General features: G+C 43.8%; 17 protein-coding genes. 12 read left to right on the top strand and 5 right to left on the bottom strand.

What is annotated here, in order from left to right:
* Positions 1-92 precede the first annotated feature (92 nt).
* Positions 93-1,274, top strand: coding sequence for an alpha-hydroxyketone-type quorum-sensing autoinducer synthase (gene cqsA / locus AB4323_RS10470; protein ID WP_372152396.1), 1,182 nt, complete (start codon positions 93-95; stop codon positions 1,272-1,274).
* 150 nt (positions 1,275-1,424) lie between these two features.
* On the opposite strand, the gene AB4323_RS10465 is transcribed toward cqsA, so the two are convergent.
* The 3 genes from AB4323_RS10465 to AB4323_RS10455 all read right to left on the bottom strand — a co-directional run bounded on the left by AB4323_RS10465 (position 1,425) and on the right by AB4323_RS10455 (position 5,755).
* Positions 1,425-3,473 carry a response regulator gene (locus AB4323_RS10465; RefSeq protein WP_372152394.1) on the bottom strand — a complete coding sequence of 683 codons (2,049 nt, stop codon included), beginning with the start codon at positions 3,471-3,473 and terminating at the stop codon, positions 1,425-1,427.
* A gap of 256 nt (positions 3,474-3,729) precedes the next feature.
* Entirely contained in the window at positions 3,730-4,545 is an 816-nt protein-coding gene (locus AB4323_RS10460; RefSeq protein ID WP_017059123.1) for a TauD/TfdA family dioxygenase, read from the bottom strand.
* Positions 4,546-4,855: 310 nt separating this feature from the next.
* Complete coding sequence (locus AB4323_RS10455) at positions 4,856-5,755, bottom strand: Vmh family MBL fold metallo-hydrolase (protein WP_372152392.1); 900 nt, start codon at positions 5,753-5,755, stop codon at positions 4,856-4,858.
* 160 nt (positions 5,756-5,915) lie between these two features.
* Here AB4323_RS10455 and AB4323_RS10450 point away from each other — a divergent pair, with 160 nt between their 5' ends.
* Positions 5,916-6,809, top strand: a complete 894-nt coding sequence (locus AB4323_RS10450; RefSeq protein WP_017059121.1) for a LysR family transcriptional regulator — start codon at positions 5,916-5,918, stop codon at positions 6,807-6,809.
* A gap of 145 nt (positions 6,810-6,954) precedes the next feature.
* Positions 6,955-7,356: an ACT domain-containing protein gene (locus AB4323_RS10445; RefSeq protein WP_372152390.1), complete on the top strand. Its 402-nt coding sequence runs from the start codon at positions 6,955-6,957 to the stop codon at positions 7,354-7,356.
* 106 nt (positions 7,357-7,462) lie between these two features.
* Here the strand turns inward: AB4323_RS10445 and AB4323_RS10440 are convergent, their stop codons facing one another.
* On the bottom strand, positions 7,463-9,349 hold the full coding sequence (locus AB4323_RS10440) for a methyl-accepting chemotaxis protein (RefSeq protein WP_372152388.1): 1,887 nt from the start codon (positions 9,347-9,349) through the stop codon (positions 7,463-7,465).
* Positions 9,350-9,682: 333 nt separating this feature from the next.
* On the opposite strand from AB4323_RS10440, the gene AB4323_RS10435 reads away from it, so the two are divergent.
* Together AB4323_RS10435 and AB4323_RS10430 are read left to right on the top strand one after the other, a co-directional pair.
* Entirely contained in the window at positions 9,683-10,411 is a 729-nt protein-coding gene (locus AB4323_RS10435; RefSeq protein WP_372152385.1) for a helix-turn-helix transcriptional regulator, read from the top strand.
* A gap of 166 nt (positions 10,412-10,577) precedes the next feature.
* Positions 10,578-10,886 (top strand): glyoxalase, encoded by a 309-nt coding sequence (locus AB4323_RS10430; RefSeq protein ID WP_372152457.1) that lies wholly within the window; start codon positions 10,578-10,580, stop codon positions 10,884-10,886.
* Between the two features lie 52 nt (positions 10,887-10,938).
* Here the strand turns inward: AB4323_RS10430 and AB4323_RS10425 are convergent, their stop codons facing one another.
* On the bottom strand, positions 10,939-11,655 hold the full coding sequence (locus AB4323_RS10425) for a DUF1826 domain-containing protein (protein ID WP_102333238.1): 717 nt from the start codon (positions 11,653-11,655) through the stop codon (positions 10,939-10,941).
* A 291-nt stretch (positions 11,656-11,946) separates the two neighbouring features.
* Here AB4323_RS10425 and AB4323_RS10420 point away from each other — a divergent pair, with 291 nt between their 5' ends.
* The 7 genes from AB4323_RS10420 (at position 11,947) to AB4323_RS10390 (ending at position 17,713) form a co-directional block, all read left to right on the top strand.
* On the top strand, positions 11,947-12,519 hold the full coding sequence (locus tag AB4323_RS10420; protein WP_372152382.1) for a YceI family protein: 573 nt from the start codon (positions 11,947-11,949) through the stop codon (positions 12,517-12,519).
* A 405-nt stretch (positions 12,520-12,924) separates the two neighbouring features.
* A complete protein-coding gene (locus AB4323_RS10415) occupies positions 12,925-14,115 on the top strand; it encodes a YbfB/YjiJ family MFS transporter (RefSeq protein WP_102333237.1) in 1,191 nt (396 codons plus the stop codon).
* Between the two features lie 50 nt (positions 14,116-14,165).
* Entirely contained in the window at positions 14,166-14,822 is a 657-nt protein-coding gene (locus AB4323_RS10410) for a glutathione S-transferase family protein (RefSeq protein WP_372152380.1), read from the top strand.
* Between the two features lie 171 nt (positions 14,823-14,993).
* Positions 14,994-15,689, top strand: coding sequence for a VC0807 family protein (locus tag AB4323_RS10405; protein ID WP_017059114.1), 696 nt, complete (start codon positions 14,994-14,996; stop codon positions 15,687-15,689).
* Positions 15,690-16,045: 356 nt separating this feature from the next.
* A complete protein-coding gene (locus tag AB4323_RS10400; protein ID WP_017059113.1) occupies positions 16,046-16,321 on the top strand; it encodes an HU family DNA-binding protein in 276 nt (91 codons plus the stop codon).
* Between the two features lie 25 nt (positions 16,322-16,346).
* Positions 16,347-16,490 carry a hypothetical protein gene (locus AB4323_RS10395; protein WP_017059112.1) on the top strand — a complete coding sequence of 48 codons (144 nt, stop codon included), beginning with the start codon at positions 16,347-16,349 and terminating at the stop codon, positions 16,488-16,490.
* Positions 16,491-16,810: 320 nt separating this feature from the next.
* Positions 16,811-17,713, top strand: coding sequence for a VirK/YbjX family protein (locus tag AB4323_RS10390; RefSeq protein ID WP_372152455.1), 903 nt, complete (start codon positions 16,811-16,813; stop codon positions 17,711-17,713).
* Positions 17,714-17,840: the final 127 nt, after the last annotated feature.

Below are 17,840 nucleotides of genomic sequence, written 5' to 3'. Positions count from 1 at the left end.
AAAATATGCAACTTGGCTAATGACACCTCACTTTTAATCGTCAATATACAGCCGTCAGCGCTGGCGTTTTCCTGTATTTGAAGAGAACTATTATGAGTGATAAAACAAAAAACAAACCACTACCTTCCTTTATCGAAGAACGCTTGAACTTCTATATTCAAGACCTGATTACCCAGAACCAAAGCCAGAAGCATTTAGTATTGGGTAAACGCCCCCAGCGTAATTCCGTTGTGATGCAGAGCAATGATTACTTAGCGCTGTCAAACAACAAACAGATCCAACAAGCCCATCAAGCGGCGATCTGTGAGCACGATGACAACGTGGTGATGTCTGCCATTTTCTTACAAGATGATCAGTCTAAACCTGCGTTCGAAACTAAGCTTGCGAACTATGTTGGAATGGAGAGCTGTTTGCTTTCTCAATCGGGCTGGGCGGCCAATATTGGGCTATTGCAAACCATCTGTCCACCGGGCACACCTGTGTATATTGATTTCCTTGCACACATGTCGCTATGGGAAGGGATTCGGGCTGCCGGCGCAGTTGCCCATCCGTTTATGCATAACAATATGAATCACCTACGCAAACAGTTAGAGCGCCACGGCTCAGGTGTCATTGTTGTCGACTCGGTTTACAGCACAATAGGCACCATTGCCCCACTGCGCGACATCTACGAAATGGCGCAAGAGTTTGATTGTGCGGTCGTCGTTGATGAATCCCATTCACTGGGTACACATGGAGAGAATGGTGCAGGCTTAGTGCAAGCATTGGGGCTCACCAACCAAGTCGACTTCATCACCGTTAGCTTGGCAAAAACCTTTGCTTATCGCGCTGGGGCAATCCTTGGCCCTAAACAACTGTCTAAAACCTTGCCGTTTGTGGCGTACCCTGCGATTTTTAGCTCAACAGTGTTACCACAAGAAGTGGTTCGTTTAGAGAAAACGTTGGAGGTGATCAAAGGTGCGGAAGACAAACGAGAAGCCTTATTCAATCGGGCTAAGTCGCTGACTACGGGGCTAAAGCGAATTGGCTTTAATATCCGCAGTGAGTCTCAAATTGTAGCGCTAGAGTGCGGCAATGAAAGAAACACGGAGCGTGTGCGAGACTTCTTAGAAGAACGTGATGTGTTCGGTGCGGTATTCTGCCGCCCTGCGACTGGCAAGAACAAAAACATCATCCGTTTTTCAGTGAATGCCGATATGACACCAAGAGACATTGACCATGTGCTCACGGTTTGTCACGAAGCGTACCATCACCCCGAGTTAGAGTTCGTGTAACCTTTTTCGAACCATATTTATAACCAACACCAACGGCAGGACTGAATGGACGCTATCATGTCGCGATACAAAAAGAGCCCAGCAATTCGCTGAGCTCTTTCTTGAATCTATGTCTACCCAATGGCCGTGAACTTCAGACTATTACACCCGCTAAATCCAGTGAGCAATTTTATCAAACAGTCGGTTTTTATCGGCAGGTTTAACAATAAAGTCCGACATGCCTGATGATTCCATCTTTTCCAAGGTAACGGGAGAACTGTCACCCGTGTGAGCAATAATCGGCACCGAAGAGTATTCTTTGTCGGCACTGCGAATTCGGCGAGAAGCTTCAACACCGTCCATGATTGGCATTTCAATATCCATTAGGATCAAGTCGATTTCGTCGGTATCAAGCGCATCTAAGGCTTGTTGTCCGTCTTCTTTTTGCACAACATCAAAGCCCTGTTTTTCCAATAACATTGCCGTAAATCGGCGTAGAGATTCATTGTCATCGACCACCATAATCGTACGTCTAGTGGTGGCCTCTAGCGGTTTTACAGCAACCGATGGCATCACGTAGTTGGAGTCAAACAGTAAACGGTCAATGGTCGCTTTAGTATTTAGTAGCCAGACTTGTGTTTCCACCCAAATAGGCTCGAAAGAAATGTTACGTACACGCTTGATAGGATGACGCTCATACAAGTAAATGATTCGCGCCTCAGTGAACGAAAGTAACGATTCAATCTTATCGAGGCAACTAGCTCTTAAATCCAAGCTCTCCATGTCAACGAATATCAAGTCGAATTCGAACTGGTATTCCTTATTTTTAAGCGCTGATGCTACATCCAACACCGTGAGCTCAAAACCCATAAAACGGGCTACCTCAGTCATTTTATTGGTGAGAACTTTCTGGTCACTCACCATTAGCACAGTCTTAAGTTTAGTCAGTTCATTCTTGATTTCTTTCACCGAATGGGAAGACAAAGATGGAAAAGTCATCGTGAACTGTGTCCATTGATCCACTTCAGACTGACATTTAATTTCACCACCAAACGAGCGCATTACCTTCTGACAAAATGGCAAACCTAAGCCGTAATTACCCGATTGGCCAGTAGTATAAAAGTCCTGGAAAATGCGTCGAATCACATCATTTGAGATGCCTGATCCGTTATCGGTAACCATTATTTGATTGGCCACTTCATCACTACACATAGTGACATGAATATGAAAATCTTCAGGGCTGCGATGGTGGAATGCGTTCTTGAACAAGTTATACATCACGTACTTCAACAAGGTGTCGCTACCCAAGAAATCAAAGTTACTCTGTACGTCTAAAGATATTGCTGATTTATCGGCTGAACGCTTGTAGTTAAAGCTGTCTATCGCACCCTCAATCACCGCTTGAGCTGAATGCTTCTTGAAGGTAGATCGAGTGACTCGGTTTTCATCAATTGAAGTCAGTAACAGATCTATCGTTTCGTTACCGGAATGAATGATCTCCATCGCTTCATCGCCCACTTCACGCAACTGAATCACTTCTTCATTGCTTAACGCATATTGCCCTTTTTGATCGCCACTTTTAGGGTTCGGCAATATGGACTGCATGACATCAATAGAGGTAAGTAATCCGCTTAGAGGGTTTCGCATCTCATGGGCAATACCCGCACCAAAAGACTTCGCCAATGACACCTTGTTTTCATGTTCCACCTGATTGCGGAAGTAGAACAAGTTGCCGAATAAGTAGATAAACAAAAAGATTGGCACATGCGTCCAATCCATTGTGAGTTCGAGGTAGAAGCCTTGTGCAATCCAAGCGCACAAGGTAGCAATCCCAATACCAGCAAAGGTTTGTGCAAACATCACTCTCGTCACGTGCACCAATAAAATATGGAGGAAAATAGCCGACATGAATGACATAACCCAAACGTTGGACCAATTATTCATTAGCAGCATGTAGAAGAAGAAACCTGGCAAACAGATAGTTACGGCAACTTGATAATAAGCCGGAAGGTATTTTCGCCATTCAAATGGGACGCGATTGCGAAATATAATGCCAAAGAACAATACCGAGCAAAACAGGCGAAGCGCTAAGTTTTCGTAGGGTTGCGGGAACAAAAACTCCCACACAATGTAGTAAATTGGGAAGCCGACAAAGCCCATCCAACCCACGAGGGTTAAATTCGGTTCTGCGTACTGGTAAACTTTACGAATCGCGTTCATACGAAATACTTTGCTCTCTAAGCCCTGACGTTTATTAATTCTATGATTTGGTTTTTATACTTATATTTTGGCGCCGATTATATTACACATCACGTCCGAGCAGTGAGGTTTCAATCAAATATGTACCAACGCATTTGTTTTTATTATTAAGCGTAGATGAATGATGCACCCTGCTGACGCTTAAATTTAAGTACGAGTGCTTGGTTCAGGGATGGGCATGCGCGGTGTTCTTTTGATAACTGTGTTCAGCTTACCGCTATGTCACTGTTACTCGATGCATTTTTCTTGGAGTATCCCCGTAATCTATCACTGCGTAATGTTGCGTTACCCTGTTATCCCAGATCGCCATTGAGCCGTTGTCCCATTTGAAACGAACTTGAAACTCAGGGCGTCTCGCAATTTCAAACAGTTGGCTGAGTAAAACATCACTCTCTTTGCGGTCGAGTTCGTTGATATAACGAGTAAACTGTTCATTGATACAGAGCGTTTCTTTATCCGTTTCAGGATGAACTTGAACAACAGAGTGAACCACTGGCGGATTCTCCTGTGCTGTTTTAATCAAGGATTTGTGCCAATCGAGATCAATGTCTTCTGATTCTATACCTTCAAAGGCCACAAGCGAATGAGTCGCCGACAAACCTCTCAACTTAGCTTTCATATCTTCATGTAGAGATTCAAAAACCGCAGTCATAGAACACCAGATAGTGTCACCACCAATGCTTGGAATGTGTTGAGCATGCAACAGGGAAGCTTTCGACGGCAAGCTGCGCCACGTTAAGTCGGTATGCCAATAACTTTCCTTTGGCGCATTGCCACGGGTTGTTTCAATCACACTCACCTGTGGCGCACTTTCCACGCGAGGGAAGAAAGGATGTGCAGGTTCTAACGTTCCAAAGCGCTGTGCAATCATCAAGTGTTGTTCTGGAGACAAAGTCTGCCCGTCGAGAAAGATCACTTGATGGGCAATAAGTGCCTGATACACCTTATCGAGTTCATCAGCACTGCATGTAGAAAGCTCTAGTTCGTGAATACGAGCGCCGATGTGAGGAGTAATGGGTTCTATTTTCAACATACTTTCGCTTATTGGTGATATTGAGTTGCAGGGCGGATCTGGCTACTAGGCTAATCTGACTACTAACTGTAAACCGGGTAAATGCTGATTTTCTTTCTCACTTGAAATAGAAAGTCGTCTCTCCGAAACAAAAAAAGAGCTCCTAAGCTGGAGCTCTTTTCGTTTTTTGATACTTCCTGTATCCATAGACAAGTCCAATCTGTAGTACTTTCACTGAAAGCCAGATCATCGATATCTCCAGTTGTGTATCACCAATAAATCTAGCATACAATCTTCAGACTGTTCTGGGACACAACCGAGATAATCAACTCTAGTGCCAAGCCATCTCGCCGCTTAGCACTTTCGCGCCAAGTTCTAAATCGCCTTCCGTAGCCTCAAATTTCGGGTAGGCTTTCTTCATGTAATCACTGATCTCGACCGATGTTGGATTACTTTTGCTCGCCAACGCTTTTTCAATATCAGCCACATAATCCTTCGTGAAGTGAACTGCATTTATTCCTGTTGGCATTTCACCTAAATAGTGACCCGGAATTACAACCTCTGGCTCTAGTGCTTTCATACGCTCCAACGATTGTGACCACTGGCTACGAATCTCTTTCGATGCAGTATCTGCCATCCATACATGCACACCGCTATACACCGACACGCCACCAAACACCGTTTTTTCAGACGGAACCCATAGGTAAGCTTGGTGTGTATTTATCTCTTTCACTTCGATGGTTTCACCTTCGATGCTTAATGTTGTGTCGTTCATCACCATTGGAACAATCACCTTAGAGGGCGCGTTGCCTTCTAATATAGGCCCCCAGTATTCAAGCTTTGCATCTTTGGTGCGTTTGATATGCGCGACAACGGCTTCACTGGCAACGACTTTAACGTTAGGAAATGCCGAAACTATCGGTTCCAAACCAAAGTAGTAATCTGGGTCGCCGCTACTGATGTAAATCATCGATAATTTTTTGCCAGTCGCTTTGATTTGCTCCACCAAATTTTGTCCATCAGCCACACTAAATTGCGCATCAAACAGAATCACTTCTTTCTCACCCGAGACCAATACCGAGCTTGCCGGGAATATCGCGTTCTCGCCGGGGTTATAGTGAGTAATGTTCAGTTCTGTCGCTAGCGCAACACTTGATGCCAGCACGGTTCCTAGGCTTATGGTTCCTAAAAGCATGCTTTTTAATAACATGTTTTTCGATAACGTATTCATGGCTTTATTCCGATACTTGGAGTTGAACACCTGCCAACTCGTTGAATGTCCAAATATCTTATTTGATTGTTTTTAGATGAAATAGATATCAAATTGACTTTAACTATTGCAGTTTTCGGACATATACTGAGGTCGGTTTAATTCTCTAGGCAATAAAACAATGGATAAACTCGAGGCAATGAATGTCTTTGTCACCATAGTGGAACGTGGCAGTTTGAGCGCAGCGGCAGAGCACCTTGATCTATCACGAACCAAGGTCACTCGTTATTTGGGTGAGTTAGAAACATGGATGGACACACGCTTGCTTCACAGAACAACACGAAGCTTGAGTTTAACCAGCGCAGGTAAAGAAACACTTGAGGTCGCCAGAGAACTTTTGGCACTGGAAACATCCCTAGCTGGGATCAGAAACCAAAACCGAGAGCATTTAAAAGGTCAGCTGCGTATTACTGCGAGCTACTCGATTGTCGATAGCTTCTTGATGGAATCAATTAGTCGCTTCATCGCCAAATGGCCAGAGGTTTCTATCGACATTATCTCGACTGATCAGACCGTCAACCTGGTTGAGTCACGCATCGATTTGGCCATTCGCATAACCAACGAACTGACGCCCAATATTGTCGCGAAGCAGATCGGTGAATGCCGCTCCGTGATTTGCGCATCGCCTCAATATCTAAAAGAGAAAGGCACACCCACAGAAGCCCAAGATCTAGCGCACCACAACTGTTTATCGTTCAGTTACTTTGGCAAAACCGCTTGGACGTTCAATGGCCCCAATGGGCTCGAATCGGTTCCGATTAAAGGGAATATCAGTGCAAACACCTCAGAGGTTCTGCTTTCTGCCACACTCAAAGGCAACGGTATCTGTTTACTGCCCTTCCCTTCAGTGGAAACCTTGATGCGTGATGGTCTATTAGTGCCACTGCTTTCTGAATGGCAACCTAAAACGCTCGGTGTTCATGCTATTTATGGAACGCGTAAACAAGTCACACCGCTGTTAAGAGCCTTTATCGACCATTTATCTGACGAGATGGAACAATCGACAAGTTGGTAGAAGTACGATGCCATCACTAAGGAGGAAAACTTGCCATTAGTAAAACTGATGCAGAATTAAAATCATTAATTTTACTTAACTGTCAGTTGCTTCTATCGTGACTGCATACATCATCAATTAGCTTATTAACGCAGGGAAACTGACTATGACTGCCATTACCGACCTAGACCTTCTACTGAAATCCATGTCACCAGAATTAACCGACGGGAGCTATGTTTTTTGCACTGTCGACGGAGCGTTAGCAGACTATGTTCAGCTCAATCCAATCTCAACTTTTTGTGAGAAAGAAGGTTTAACTCTAGTTCTTGAAGAAGATGTTGCGACCAAAGCTCAGCTAAACTTCGACGCTGTATTTAGCCTTATCACTTTATCGGTACATTCAAGCCTTGAAGCGGTTGGATTGACGGCAGCGTTTGCGACAAAGCTTGGCTCATACGGCATTAGCGCTAACGTTGTTGCAGGCTACTATCACGACCACATCTTCGTTCAAAAAGACAAAGCTGAAGCCGCAATGAGTGCGCTGAAAGAGTTTTCAAAAACTGATTAATTAAGAGTTCGATGACTCACAAATACGAAAAAAGCGACGTAATCTACGTCGCTTTGGCTTATTGCTCACTGTTCATTCACTGATCAGGCATCAGAAAACGAGACCGTTAAGCAAGCTTAAAAGTCGCCACTTTGTCACTTAAACCAGCAGCTTGGCTTTTAAGTTCGTTTGACTCAGTTAAACTGTCCTGTGCGCCCACAACCAAGTGGTCAGTAACATCTTTAATGGTCGTAATGTTTTGGGTAATTTCGCCCGTCACGTGTGTTTGCTCTTCAGCAGCCGTCGCGATTTGAGTCGCCATATCGCTGATCAAAGCAACTGCAGTATTGATCTCTTCAAGCGCATGCGAAGCTCGATCGGCATCTTCTACTGAATGTATTGCCAACTTAGAACTGCTCTCCATCAGCTCAACCGCTTGCGCCGTTGTACGCTGCAGGATATCAATTGTTGATTTGATCTCTTCCGTTGAAGAGTGGGTACGCTGTGAAAGCACACGTACTTCATCCGCTACCACAGCAAATCCACGACCTTGTTCACCAGCACGAGCCGCTTCAATCGCTGCATTCAAAGCAAGTAAGTTGGTTTGTTCTGCAATACCTTGAATCGTTGCGAGTACGGTCGAGATCTCTTGAGCGTGCTTGTTTAGCTCGCTGATCACATTACCTGCTTCGTTCACTTCATTGGCTAGGTTATTGATAGAACCTTTAGTGTCGACGACCAGAGCGTGACCACTGTTAGTGCTTGTCGCTGAGTCTTGTGCCGCTTTTGCTGTTTGCTCGGCATGCGATGCTATCTCTTGCGTGGCGCTCGCCATTTCAGTTACGGCCGTCGCGACCATGGTGATTTCTTGCTGCTGATGATTAAGCTCATCCACCGAACGGTTCGCACGCTGAGCACTTTGCTCTGACTGGCTGTTTAGCTGCTCTGACTGCCCACGGATATGGCCAATCAACTGCTGTAAACTTCCAACGAAGGTATTGAAGTTATGAGCCAACTCGCCCACTTCATCTTGGTTTTCAACATGAATGCGTTGAGTTAAATCACCACTACCATTCGCGATTTGCGCCAGTGCTTGAGATACGTGGTTCAACGGACGGAATAGAATCGTACACAACAGGTTAAACAGTATGGTACATACGATCACCACAAGTAGCGTCACCAACACTTGACCAATCACTGCATCAAATAGTGGCGCAACCAGAGAGTCATGGTTAACAACGCTCACAGTAATCAGGCTCGTTCCATCAATCGCACGTGCGTACAGAACATAGTCGCTGCCATTCAACTCGATAGAAGTGTCTTTACCGCTAGTCAGCGCCTTTTGTACGTCCGCAAAATCTAACCCAAGTGAACTGATATTCTTGTTCAGTAACTTAGTGTCAGGGTGCGTATAAACCGTGCCTTTGTTGGTCGCGATGAACATGTAACCTTCACCTGGAAGAATCACCTGCTCTAGACTGTTTAAGATGTCTGTAATTTCTACATCAGCACCCAACACAACCTGTTGCCCATGCAGTTGCATTGCTGTTCCTAATGAAACAACGTTCGCCCCAGTTGCTGCAGCAACCGTTGGGTTATCCATGAACACCTTGCTTGGGTTCGCAACCGCATTGGTGTACCAACCCCATAAACGTGGGTCATCATTGCCCGGCGGCAGTACTACTCCGTTCGCGTTCTTTTGCGAACCATCAGGAAATGCCAAGAAGACATTATCAAAAGAGGCTGAGTCACGAACCTGTTTTAGATGAGTCACCAAGCCTTCTTGTTTGGATTCTTTCGAAAGAGAAGTAAGCGCACGCTCTTTGGATAAGATCCAATCCGATACATATTGATTGTACGAAGCCGATGCGCCCTCTAAGCGCTGTTCAACTTCAATATCCAACCTTTGCAGTGAAGCACGAAAAGACAATGCCTCGACCAAAATCCCCCCCAGGATAATGGCCATACTGGCTGAAATCGCCAGCTTATTTTTAAGCGAGAGTTTCTTGAACATAGGAAACCTATAATTTGGAAGTAAAAACCGTGGCGAACAAATTGGTTGCCAAAGCGGTTTGCAAGCGGGATATATTTTACGCTTTAAAATAAATTAAGAAACCGATGAGGAACTGAAATATTGATATATGTGAGTAAGTGCACGCATCGTAACCCATTGATTTAGAGAATGGTGAACTCTAAATTTCAAATTGGAAACGAGAATAAGTTCAACGGTAGGCGTCAAACTTTAGGACTGGTAAAGGCACAGATCACGCCATTTCTCACAACCTAAATAGCGTTACGGGTTTTGATCCATTAATCTAATCGTTCATTCTGTCGTCTGAGTTTTTCTATGTCCCGAAGCCAACGTCTCTTTGACCTACTCCAACTATTACGCTGCCATAAATACCCAGTTACCGCCGACTACTTGGCGATAGAACTCAATGTAAGTACTCGCACTATTTATCGCGATATCGTGACACTGCAAGCACAAGGTGCTGAAATTGATGGTGAAGCAGGAGTTGGCTATCAGTTGAAACCGACCTTCACTCTCCCTCCGATGATGTTTTCAACGGAAGAATTGGAAGCGTTACGGCTTGGCGCTGAATGGGTAGCGAAGCAAGCCAATGGGGAATTCAGTGAGTCAGCTAGAAATGCCATTGCCAAGATTTCTGCTGTGTTACCTGCTGACCACCAGGCCAAACGCAGTGAAGATATCGTGCGTGTTGCTTCAATCATTGAAGTCGCAGAGTTAACCATTGACCTGTCGGACATCAAGTTCGCAATTAAGCAACAGAACAAAGCTGAGATTCATTACACAGACGCCAAAGCTAAGATTCATTACACAGACGCCAAAGCTAAGATTAGCTCTAGAATCGTTTGGCCAATGTTGATTGGCTTATTCGAACAACAATATGTCTTGGTCGCTTGGTGTGAAACGCGAAGTGCGTATCGTAATTTCAGGCTCGACAGAATTACCGAATGGAAAATACTTGAGCAAAAGTACCAGCATGCGCGCCACGACTTGATCAAAGATTGGCAGAACATGGAAGGCATTGCAGATAAAGTGATTCGCTACTGACAAAAACTGTCACAGGGGTTCGATACATTGCTGTGGTCCCAAACCGGGCTCAACACAAAAACCGAGTTAACTGAAACCAACACGGCAAACCCAATTGAACAGTTCAGGAGCTACTAGGTTTACCATCGATTCATTTGTTCTTTATGTCACTGACATTCACCGCAGCATGGATTTCTATTCTAAAGCCTTTGATTGCGAGCCAAAGCTTCTATCACCGACCTTTGCTGTTCTAGACTTTGCAGACAATGTTAAAATCACACTCAAGCAAGCAGATGTTCTAACACCAGCAAGTAACATCAAGGGTGGCGGTACTGAGCTCTCTATGCCTCTTGCGGATAAAGAGACACTGGAAAACATTTACAACACATGGAAAGAAAAAGGCATCCAGTTTGAGCAAACGCCAGAAGAGTCCGTTTACGGCATCAACTTCCTTGCTGTTGATCCAGACGGACACCGTATCCGCGTATTCGCTTAAAAGAATAAGAGCAAGCCGTATTTGAGCCGCTTGCTCATCTCATAAAAGCTTACTAACCGAAATCTAGAGTCAGCAATAGTCGCGTCTCATTTGATGACGTAACTGGTGAACGGTGAACAAGGCCTCTATTCTCATTGCCACTCCAACGCTCCCCTTTCAATAGCGCCACATCACCATTAGCCATTTGTTGAATATCAGATTCATGAGCGTATAGGCCTGAACCCGAATCTGGCTGTCCATTACTTCCACGGCCAAGCTTAGAACGGTCGACCGATTCGTTTGGCAGCCATTGAGTCGCAACGCCGTGATAGGTTGTCACTAAACGGCAAGGAACTTGGTCAAAATGAAAACGAGGACACATCGCTTTATTCAGAACCGCCAAACGGAGCCCTACTTCTTCAAGATCGAACAAACAACAGAACATATCCACCAGCTCTGCCATGTTTTCTAATAACGCTTTGGAAGCGGTTCCATCGGTGGCAAATTCCAATTTATCGAGAGCATATTCAGGTGACACGCTAACAGACTTACTGAAGCTAGGATTCGAGGCGATGAATTCACTAATTGCCATAGTTAAATCTTCATCAAACTGTCGCTGCCATACCGCTATATTAATATCGCTTTGGTAGATATCCGCTAATACCGTTGGCTGCTCAGAAGCGCTAAGTCCTGGCTTATGATTCGCCTGATCCTTGATACTCACAACGGAATTAATGTTAAGTGGCTGATTGCTATTCGTTATCAAAGGCTTGGTCAACACGGCATTCATTACGTCATCTCCTTGATGCATGTTTATCGTTTCTCTTTTAATACTGCAAACGTCGTTCACAGTAATAGTGACTGTTAGTTATGTTATAACATAACTAAACTTACACAAGTAACTTTGCCGATCATGGTTCCAATAATATGGCGATGCTCTACCTTCGTCAGGTAATTTGATGAATGCTGAACTAAGCTTCTATCTATCTTTTTCTAATTTATCTTTAGTTCAAATAAAGACTCCAAAAATGCACGACTCGAGAACGTTAAACTTGTGAATTCATCAATGTGGTGACAACTTATGAAAAAACTAATCTCTACACTCGGCCTCCTATGCACCGTTATCTCCGCTCAATCTTTCGCGGAAACGGGCTACACGTTAGACCCCAATTTATCGAATATCACGTTCGCAACCATCAAGAAGCAGTTTGTTGTTGAGCCCGCATCCATCAAGCCTTTATCTGGTGGTCTTACCGAAGAGGGTCAATTTGCCATATTGTTGGACGTAAAAAGTGTGAGTACTGGCGTGGATATTCGCGATCAGAGGCTCAATGAGCTCTACTTTGAATCGATGACTTTCCCTGAAGTGAAAATCTCTGGAAAAGTTGAACCGTCAATGTTGTCTGGTGACCCAAAAAGAACAACCATTGCAGCGGAGGTTACCTTGCACGGCGTAACAAAAACGATTGATTTTCCCGTTTTAATCGTTCCATCAGAAGAGTTAGTGATGGTTAGTTCAGCCTCGACAATCATCGTCAATGGCGCTGATTTTGGAATATCGACAGACAACTTGAACAAGCTATCAGCTACCGTTGGTAGGTTAGCGATTTCCGACAAAATCCCTTTAAGCTTCAATCTGCTCTTCGATAAATAATGGGTTCACACCTACCCAGTTAGATCTTTCTTAATTCACATTCATCTATCGTTTAAGGTGGGTGAATGTCAGTTAAAACCGGCAAGTCAGCAAACAGTCCTAGATAAACAAGTCACTCATGTTCAATTAAAGCGGTCGGTCGTCCAACTTTAGTCTAACAATTAATCACTCAAATCTGCGGTGATTAAAACAATCGCTTATTGCCTTATCCTCGGCAGAACAACACATCCACCTAAGTGTTTAAACACACTCGCTATTTACCTATCTCAAACCGGTTTTAAATGAGCAAATTATATGACTAACCGCCTAGTGATATTGATGGTGAATGATGTCAATATGCAAAACTAAACAAAGATCTTGTCCTAGTGCTAGAACATCTAGCTAAACCTAAAAAGAGCCCTTTTCATGCTGAATAAACACATCGTTAATCGAGACAGCTTGGCTGGAATGGGGGCCACTCTAATAGGCAACGGGATCGGTAGGTTTGCCTATATAGCATTAATGCCGGCTCTCATTCAAAGTGGTTGGTTTAGCGAAAGTGATGCATCTTACCTTGGTGTCGCGACCCTTCTTGGGTACATATTGGGTGCACCTGCTGCCAACATACTGCTGCGTTACTTTAGTGCTGGGCAGTTAATTCGATTCGCTATGTTGATGAGCAGTTTTAGTTACTTAGGCTGTGCGCTACAAGAGGCGCCCTTAACATGGTTCTATGTTTGGCGAACGTTGGCTGGAATTGCGGGTGCCTTATTAATGGTTGTCGCCCCACCAGTGATTGTCCGAAAGTTTAATCCCGATGTGAAGGCGCGTGTCAGCGGTGTCATATTTTCAGGCATTGGACTTGGTGCGATGTTATCAGGCACATTAATCCCAGTACTGATCTATTTTAGTGTGGTGTCGGCTTGGATTGGCATGGGAGTCATCGCATTAGTCACAACGATACTGACTTGGAATGCATGGCAAACCCAACCTAACACGTCTAAAGCGCCTTATATAAAATCCTCCTTCTCTCAGCTCTCAAAGCCAAAACTAATCAGCGTTGCGCTTATTCTGTTAGCGTATACCTTCGACGCTATTGGCTACTTACCCCATACCTTGTTTTGGGTAGATTACATCGTGCGCGAACTGGGTATGTCGTTTAGCAGCGGTGGTTTATTCTGGGCTACCTTTGGTATTGGCGCCGCCATTGGACCATTGATTACCGGTGTATTGGGAGACAAGTTAGGGCTTAAAAAATCCCTCTGTATTGCATTTAGCCTCAAGGCTTTAGGCGTCGCATTACCGCTTATTAGTACACACCCTATCGCGCTGTTAATTTCTTCATTACTGGTTGGTATTTTCACGCCGGGAACGGTAACTCTAGTGTCGACTTACACGTTGGAGATTGTAGGCTATGAACTGCATACCAAAGCGTGGGCAGGAATGACACTCTCTTTTGCTGTATCACAAGGTGTGGTTGGGCTTTTGATGGCGTACTACTTAAATCATATGGCTTCATACGACGTGTTATTCACCATTAGTACTGCTGTTTTGGTGCTGTCTGCGGTGTGTACCTTAATGACTGTAACTCACTCTAAGCCTGAACACATGACCTAGTTCTAAGCTAGCTTCCAGAGTTCATCTGACGAATACAATAAAGGATTATCATGCAACTCTACTTAAATGAAACCTCCCCGTTTTCGCGCGTAGTCGTAGCAACTGCGCTTCTATCACGCTGCTCTCCTCTGTCTTTTGTTTGGGTTGATCCATGGAGCTCCCCGGCCAACCTAAAAAGCGTCAATCCGTTTTGTTTAATTCCAGCACTCAAACTTGAAGACGGAACAGCACTAACGGAAAGCTTGTGCATTTGCCAATACCTAATTGAAACGTACCAGCCTCAAACGCTACGTCAGGTAACGTTAAGTCGTGCCAATGAAATGCAAACGTTAGGAACAGCAAAGACGTTAATGGAGATCGCGTTTAGAACCGCGGCATTGATTCGCTATGCAGACAGTGACAATGCGCTTATCCATAGAGGGCAAGAAGGTATGGTTGCCGCCCTAGAGCAACTTGACCAAGAGATAAAAGAACAAGGACTAGAATCCCTTTTGAGCGACAACTTGGCCACCTTGTATCTCCATGTAGCTTTAGATTACGTCCAGTTTCGACATACTGAATTGTTTGATGAAGTGGACAGCCGCAACATCATCGATTTTTTACACCTTTCTCCATTCGCAGACGTACTGACACTTATAAGCATTGAGAGTTTGGCAAACAAGTCTGATTATGAAACGTTGCTTGATTCGTTCGGTCGGGAGACCTAAAAGCATCCAGAACTAGAATGCGTAAAGTCTTGAATTCAACGAGAGATAGGCTCAGAGATGTCGTTGATGTCACATGTCGTTACACAGCATGACGCCTTAAGGCTTTACATCTTGGGCGAGGTAAACAACAATCAGTGAGAATAAATCCATAACATAATGTATTTAGAAATTATGAGTAACACAGAAAACAAAAAATCGAGTCCTCTTTTCGAAGTCGTGTTTAACGTCTTTCTTCCTTCATTCATTTTAATGAAGTTCAGTGGAGATGAGCATCTCGGAACAGGCTTAGCTTTGCTTGTTGCCCTTGCCTTCCCTATTGCTTATGGTGGCATGGAGTTAATCCGCAATAAGAAGTTCAACTTCATCGCTGCGCTCGGCTTTGTAAGCGTGCTATTGACGGGCGGTATTGGTTTCTTTGAGCTAGACACTCGTTGGTTAGCACTAAAAGAAGCATTAATCCCTGGTCTAATTGGTTTGGCGGTTCTTGGCTCAACCTTCACCCGCTACCCGTTTATCCAGAAAGTTATCTTCACACCGGCCCTGTTAAATATCTCTCTTATTGAAGAGCGCCTAAAGCAGTTCGGTAACCAAGCAAAGTTTGATCGTTGTCTAATGACATCCAACTACCTATTCGCGAGTACTTTCGCATTTTCTTCAGCTATGAACTACTTCCTAGCGACTTGGATTGTGACTAGCCCTGCTGGCACCGCTGCCTTTAATGAAGAACTTGGCAAGCTGACACTTTACAGCTACCCAGCAATCGCCATCCCAAGCATGCTGATGATGTTAGGTATTTTCTACTACATTTGGCGTCAAGTTCGCACGATGACATCACTAGAAACAGAACAAATTTTTATTACTAAATAGTTCTGAATTAACAAATCGCTCTGACAGCACAACATGAAGCCCAGCAATTAAGCTGGGCTTCTTTGTTTTTACTCTTTCGTTATCAACGTGATAGATGACAGCTTCGATTTGGATTATGAATCGAACGGGCAACCCTAATGCTCTTTTCTCAAGTAAATTTGGGCAACATGTCTATAAACCAATAATAATCAATGAATTGCATTGATTGAACCGACAGATGCTTTTATAGTCAATTCTGTTGGTTACTTTACAAAGCTCTACCCGCTCACTGACATTATTTCAATTGCTGTTGATAAGATCGCATAAGCTAGGTGCTAAAGGTAGACGCCAGCCGTACTCAATAAGGAATATAGATTATGAACAAATCTCAATTAGTTGAACACATCGCGACTTCTGCAGACATCTCAAAAGACCAAGCAGGCACAGCACTAAATGCGCTAGTTGAAGGTATCTCTACTTCGCTTGCGAACGGTGATGACGTATCGATCCTTGGATTTGGTAGCTTTAAAGTTAACTCTCGAGCTGCTCGCACTGGTCGTAACCCGCGAACCGGAGAAGAGATTCAGATTGCCGCATCAAAGACGCCAGCATTTAAAGCGGGCAAGGCACTAAAAGAGACGTGCAACCTGTAACACAAAAAACACAAGGAAGATTACGATGACGACTAAGGAAAAAGCGAAAACGAGCCGAAGCAAAAAAGCAGGCAAGTCGACTAAAGCGCAAGCCGAAACGCCTAAGACTCGTCAACGCATTGAAGAGCTTCTCGAAGAGCGTGAACTGGCTAAACTGTTAGAACTTTAGTTTATATAAGAACTAAAGTTTAGGTTTAAGCAAGGTGATAGTTTGTTATCGTTCTAATGCCACTGCAGATTTGTAGTGGCATTTTTGATTTAGGAGCAAGCGCCTCTAATAAATAACATTGATACCCCTCCCCACTAAAGCGACAAACACATCTGTCCAACATCTGAACGCTAAGTAACTGATTGAGTTACATAGCTATACATATCCATACTTACCCAAATCACCTTTTTCACTATCATCATTTTCTTGTTATTGGTGAGATTATTGGAAGGGTTCATGACACGACTATGTTCGAGCAATCCTTCTTCTTTGAGGTGATTATGAATGTCGTTCGCATGGGGATTGAAGCAAATACCCATAAAAATAAGGGTAAGTACAAAGCGATAGTTAAGTTTACTATTCGAGCCCTGTTTTATTATTCAGCTACTCGAAAAATGAGTAATAATTTCAACTCTGAAGAGAGAAAGTTATTATTTATCAAGCAACCCAACTTCCTTTCTAAATTTGTGACTCCCTACTTATGTACTGGCTTTAGCAATAAAGAAAAGATCGATATCTTATCCAAACACTACGACTGGTTTGAAAACACCTTCGCAACAGAAGCTAGACACCAAATCTATAACGAAAGGCTCAATCTTTTAAAACTTGAGATAGATGACAACGTTTATCTGGTTAATCTCAGCTTCGAAAGAAACGCGAGAAAAGAAGGTGAACTGACAATTTCATTGACCAACTCTCAACTCGAAAAAATGTATACCATTTCGTTTACTGTTTTCGACAACAACATCTACATCGGCGGTATACAGGGTGGCGCCAATGACAATGGATTTAGCCGCACATTCACCAAAGCTTTTTACGGTTTAAGACCTAAATCCTTCATGGTAGAAACACTACGACTGCTCGCTATTAACTTGGGTATCGACAATATCTATGCGGTAAAAGAGTCTGGTCATGTCTCGAACTCATTACGCTACGGTAAGAAAAACAAAGACATCAGCCTTAAATACGACAGTCTGTGGGAAGAGCACGATGGACAGGTGCATGATAACTATTTCTATCGTCTCCCGACAAACCCGAACAAGAAAGATCTTGAAGCTCTAAAACGTCAAAAGCGTAAGTTGTATCGCGAGCGTTATGCCTGGCTAGATCTGTATGAACAAGATCTGAAGAACGTAATCAGTCAGCACATCCGTGATCCTGTTCATTATGCTCATGACAGTTAATTTGGCTAACCTGTACTCGACTCGCTAACGCGTATTACCTTTACTAGCGTGCTTTAGTCTAATCACAGCCCTTGGACCAAACGCTCAATCCCGAGGTGATAGCTTCAAAATAAATATTAGACAATGC

The sequence above is a fragment of the Vibrio sp. 10N.261.52.C11 genome, assembly GCF_041471405.1.
GTDB lineage: Bacteria > Pseudomonadota > Gammaproteobacteria > Enterobacterales > Vibrionaceae > Vibrio > Vibrio crassostreae_C.
Note: the sequence above shows the minus strand (reverse complement) of the source record. Positions and strands in the feature narration are given on the sequence as shown.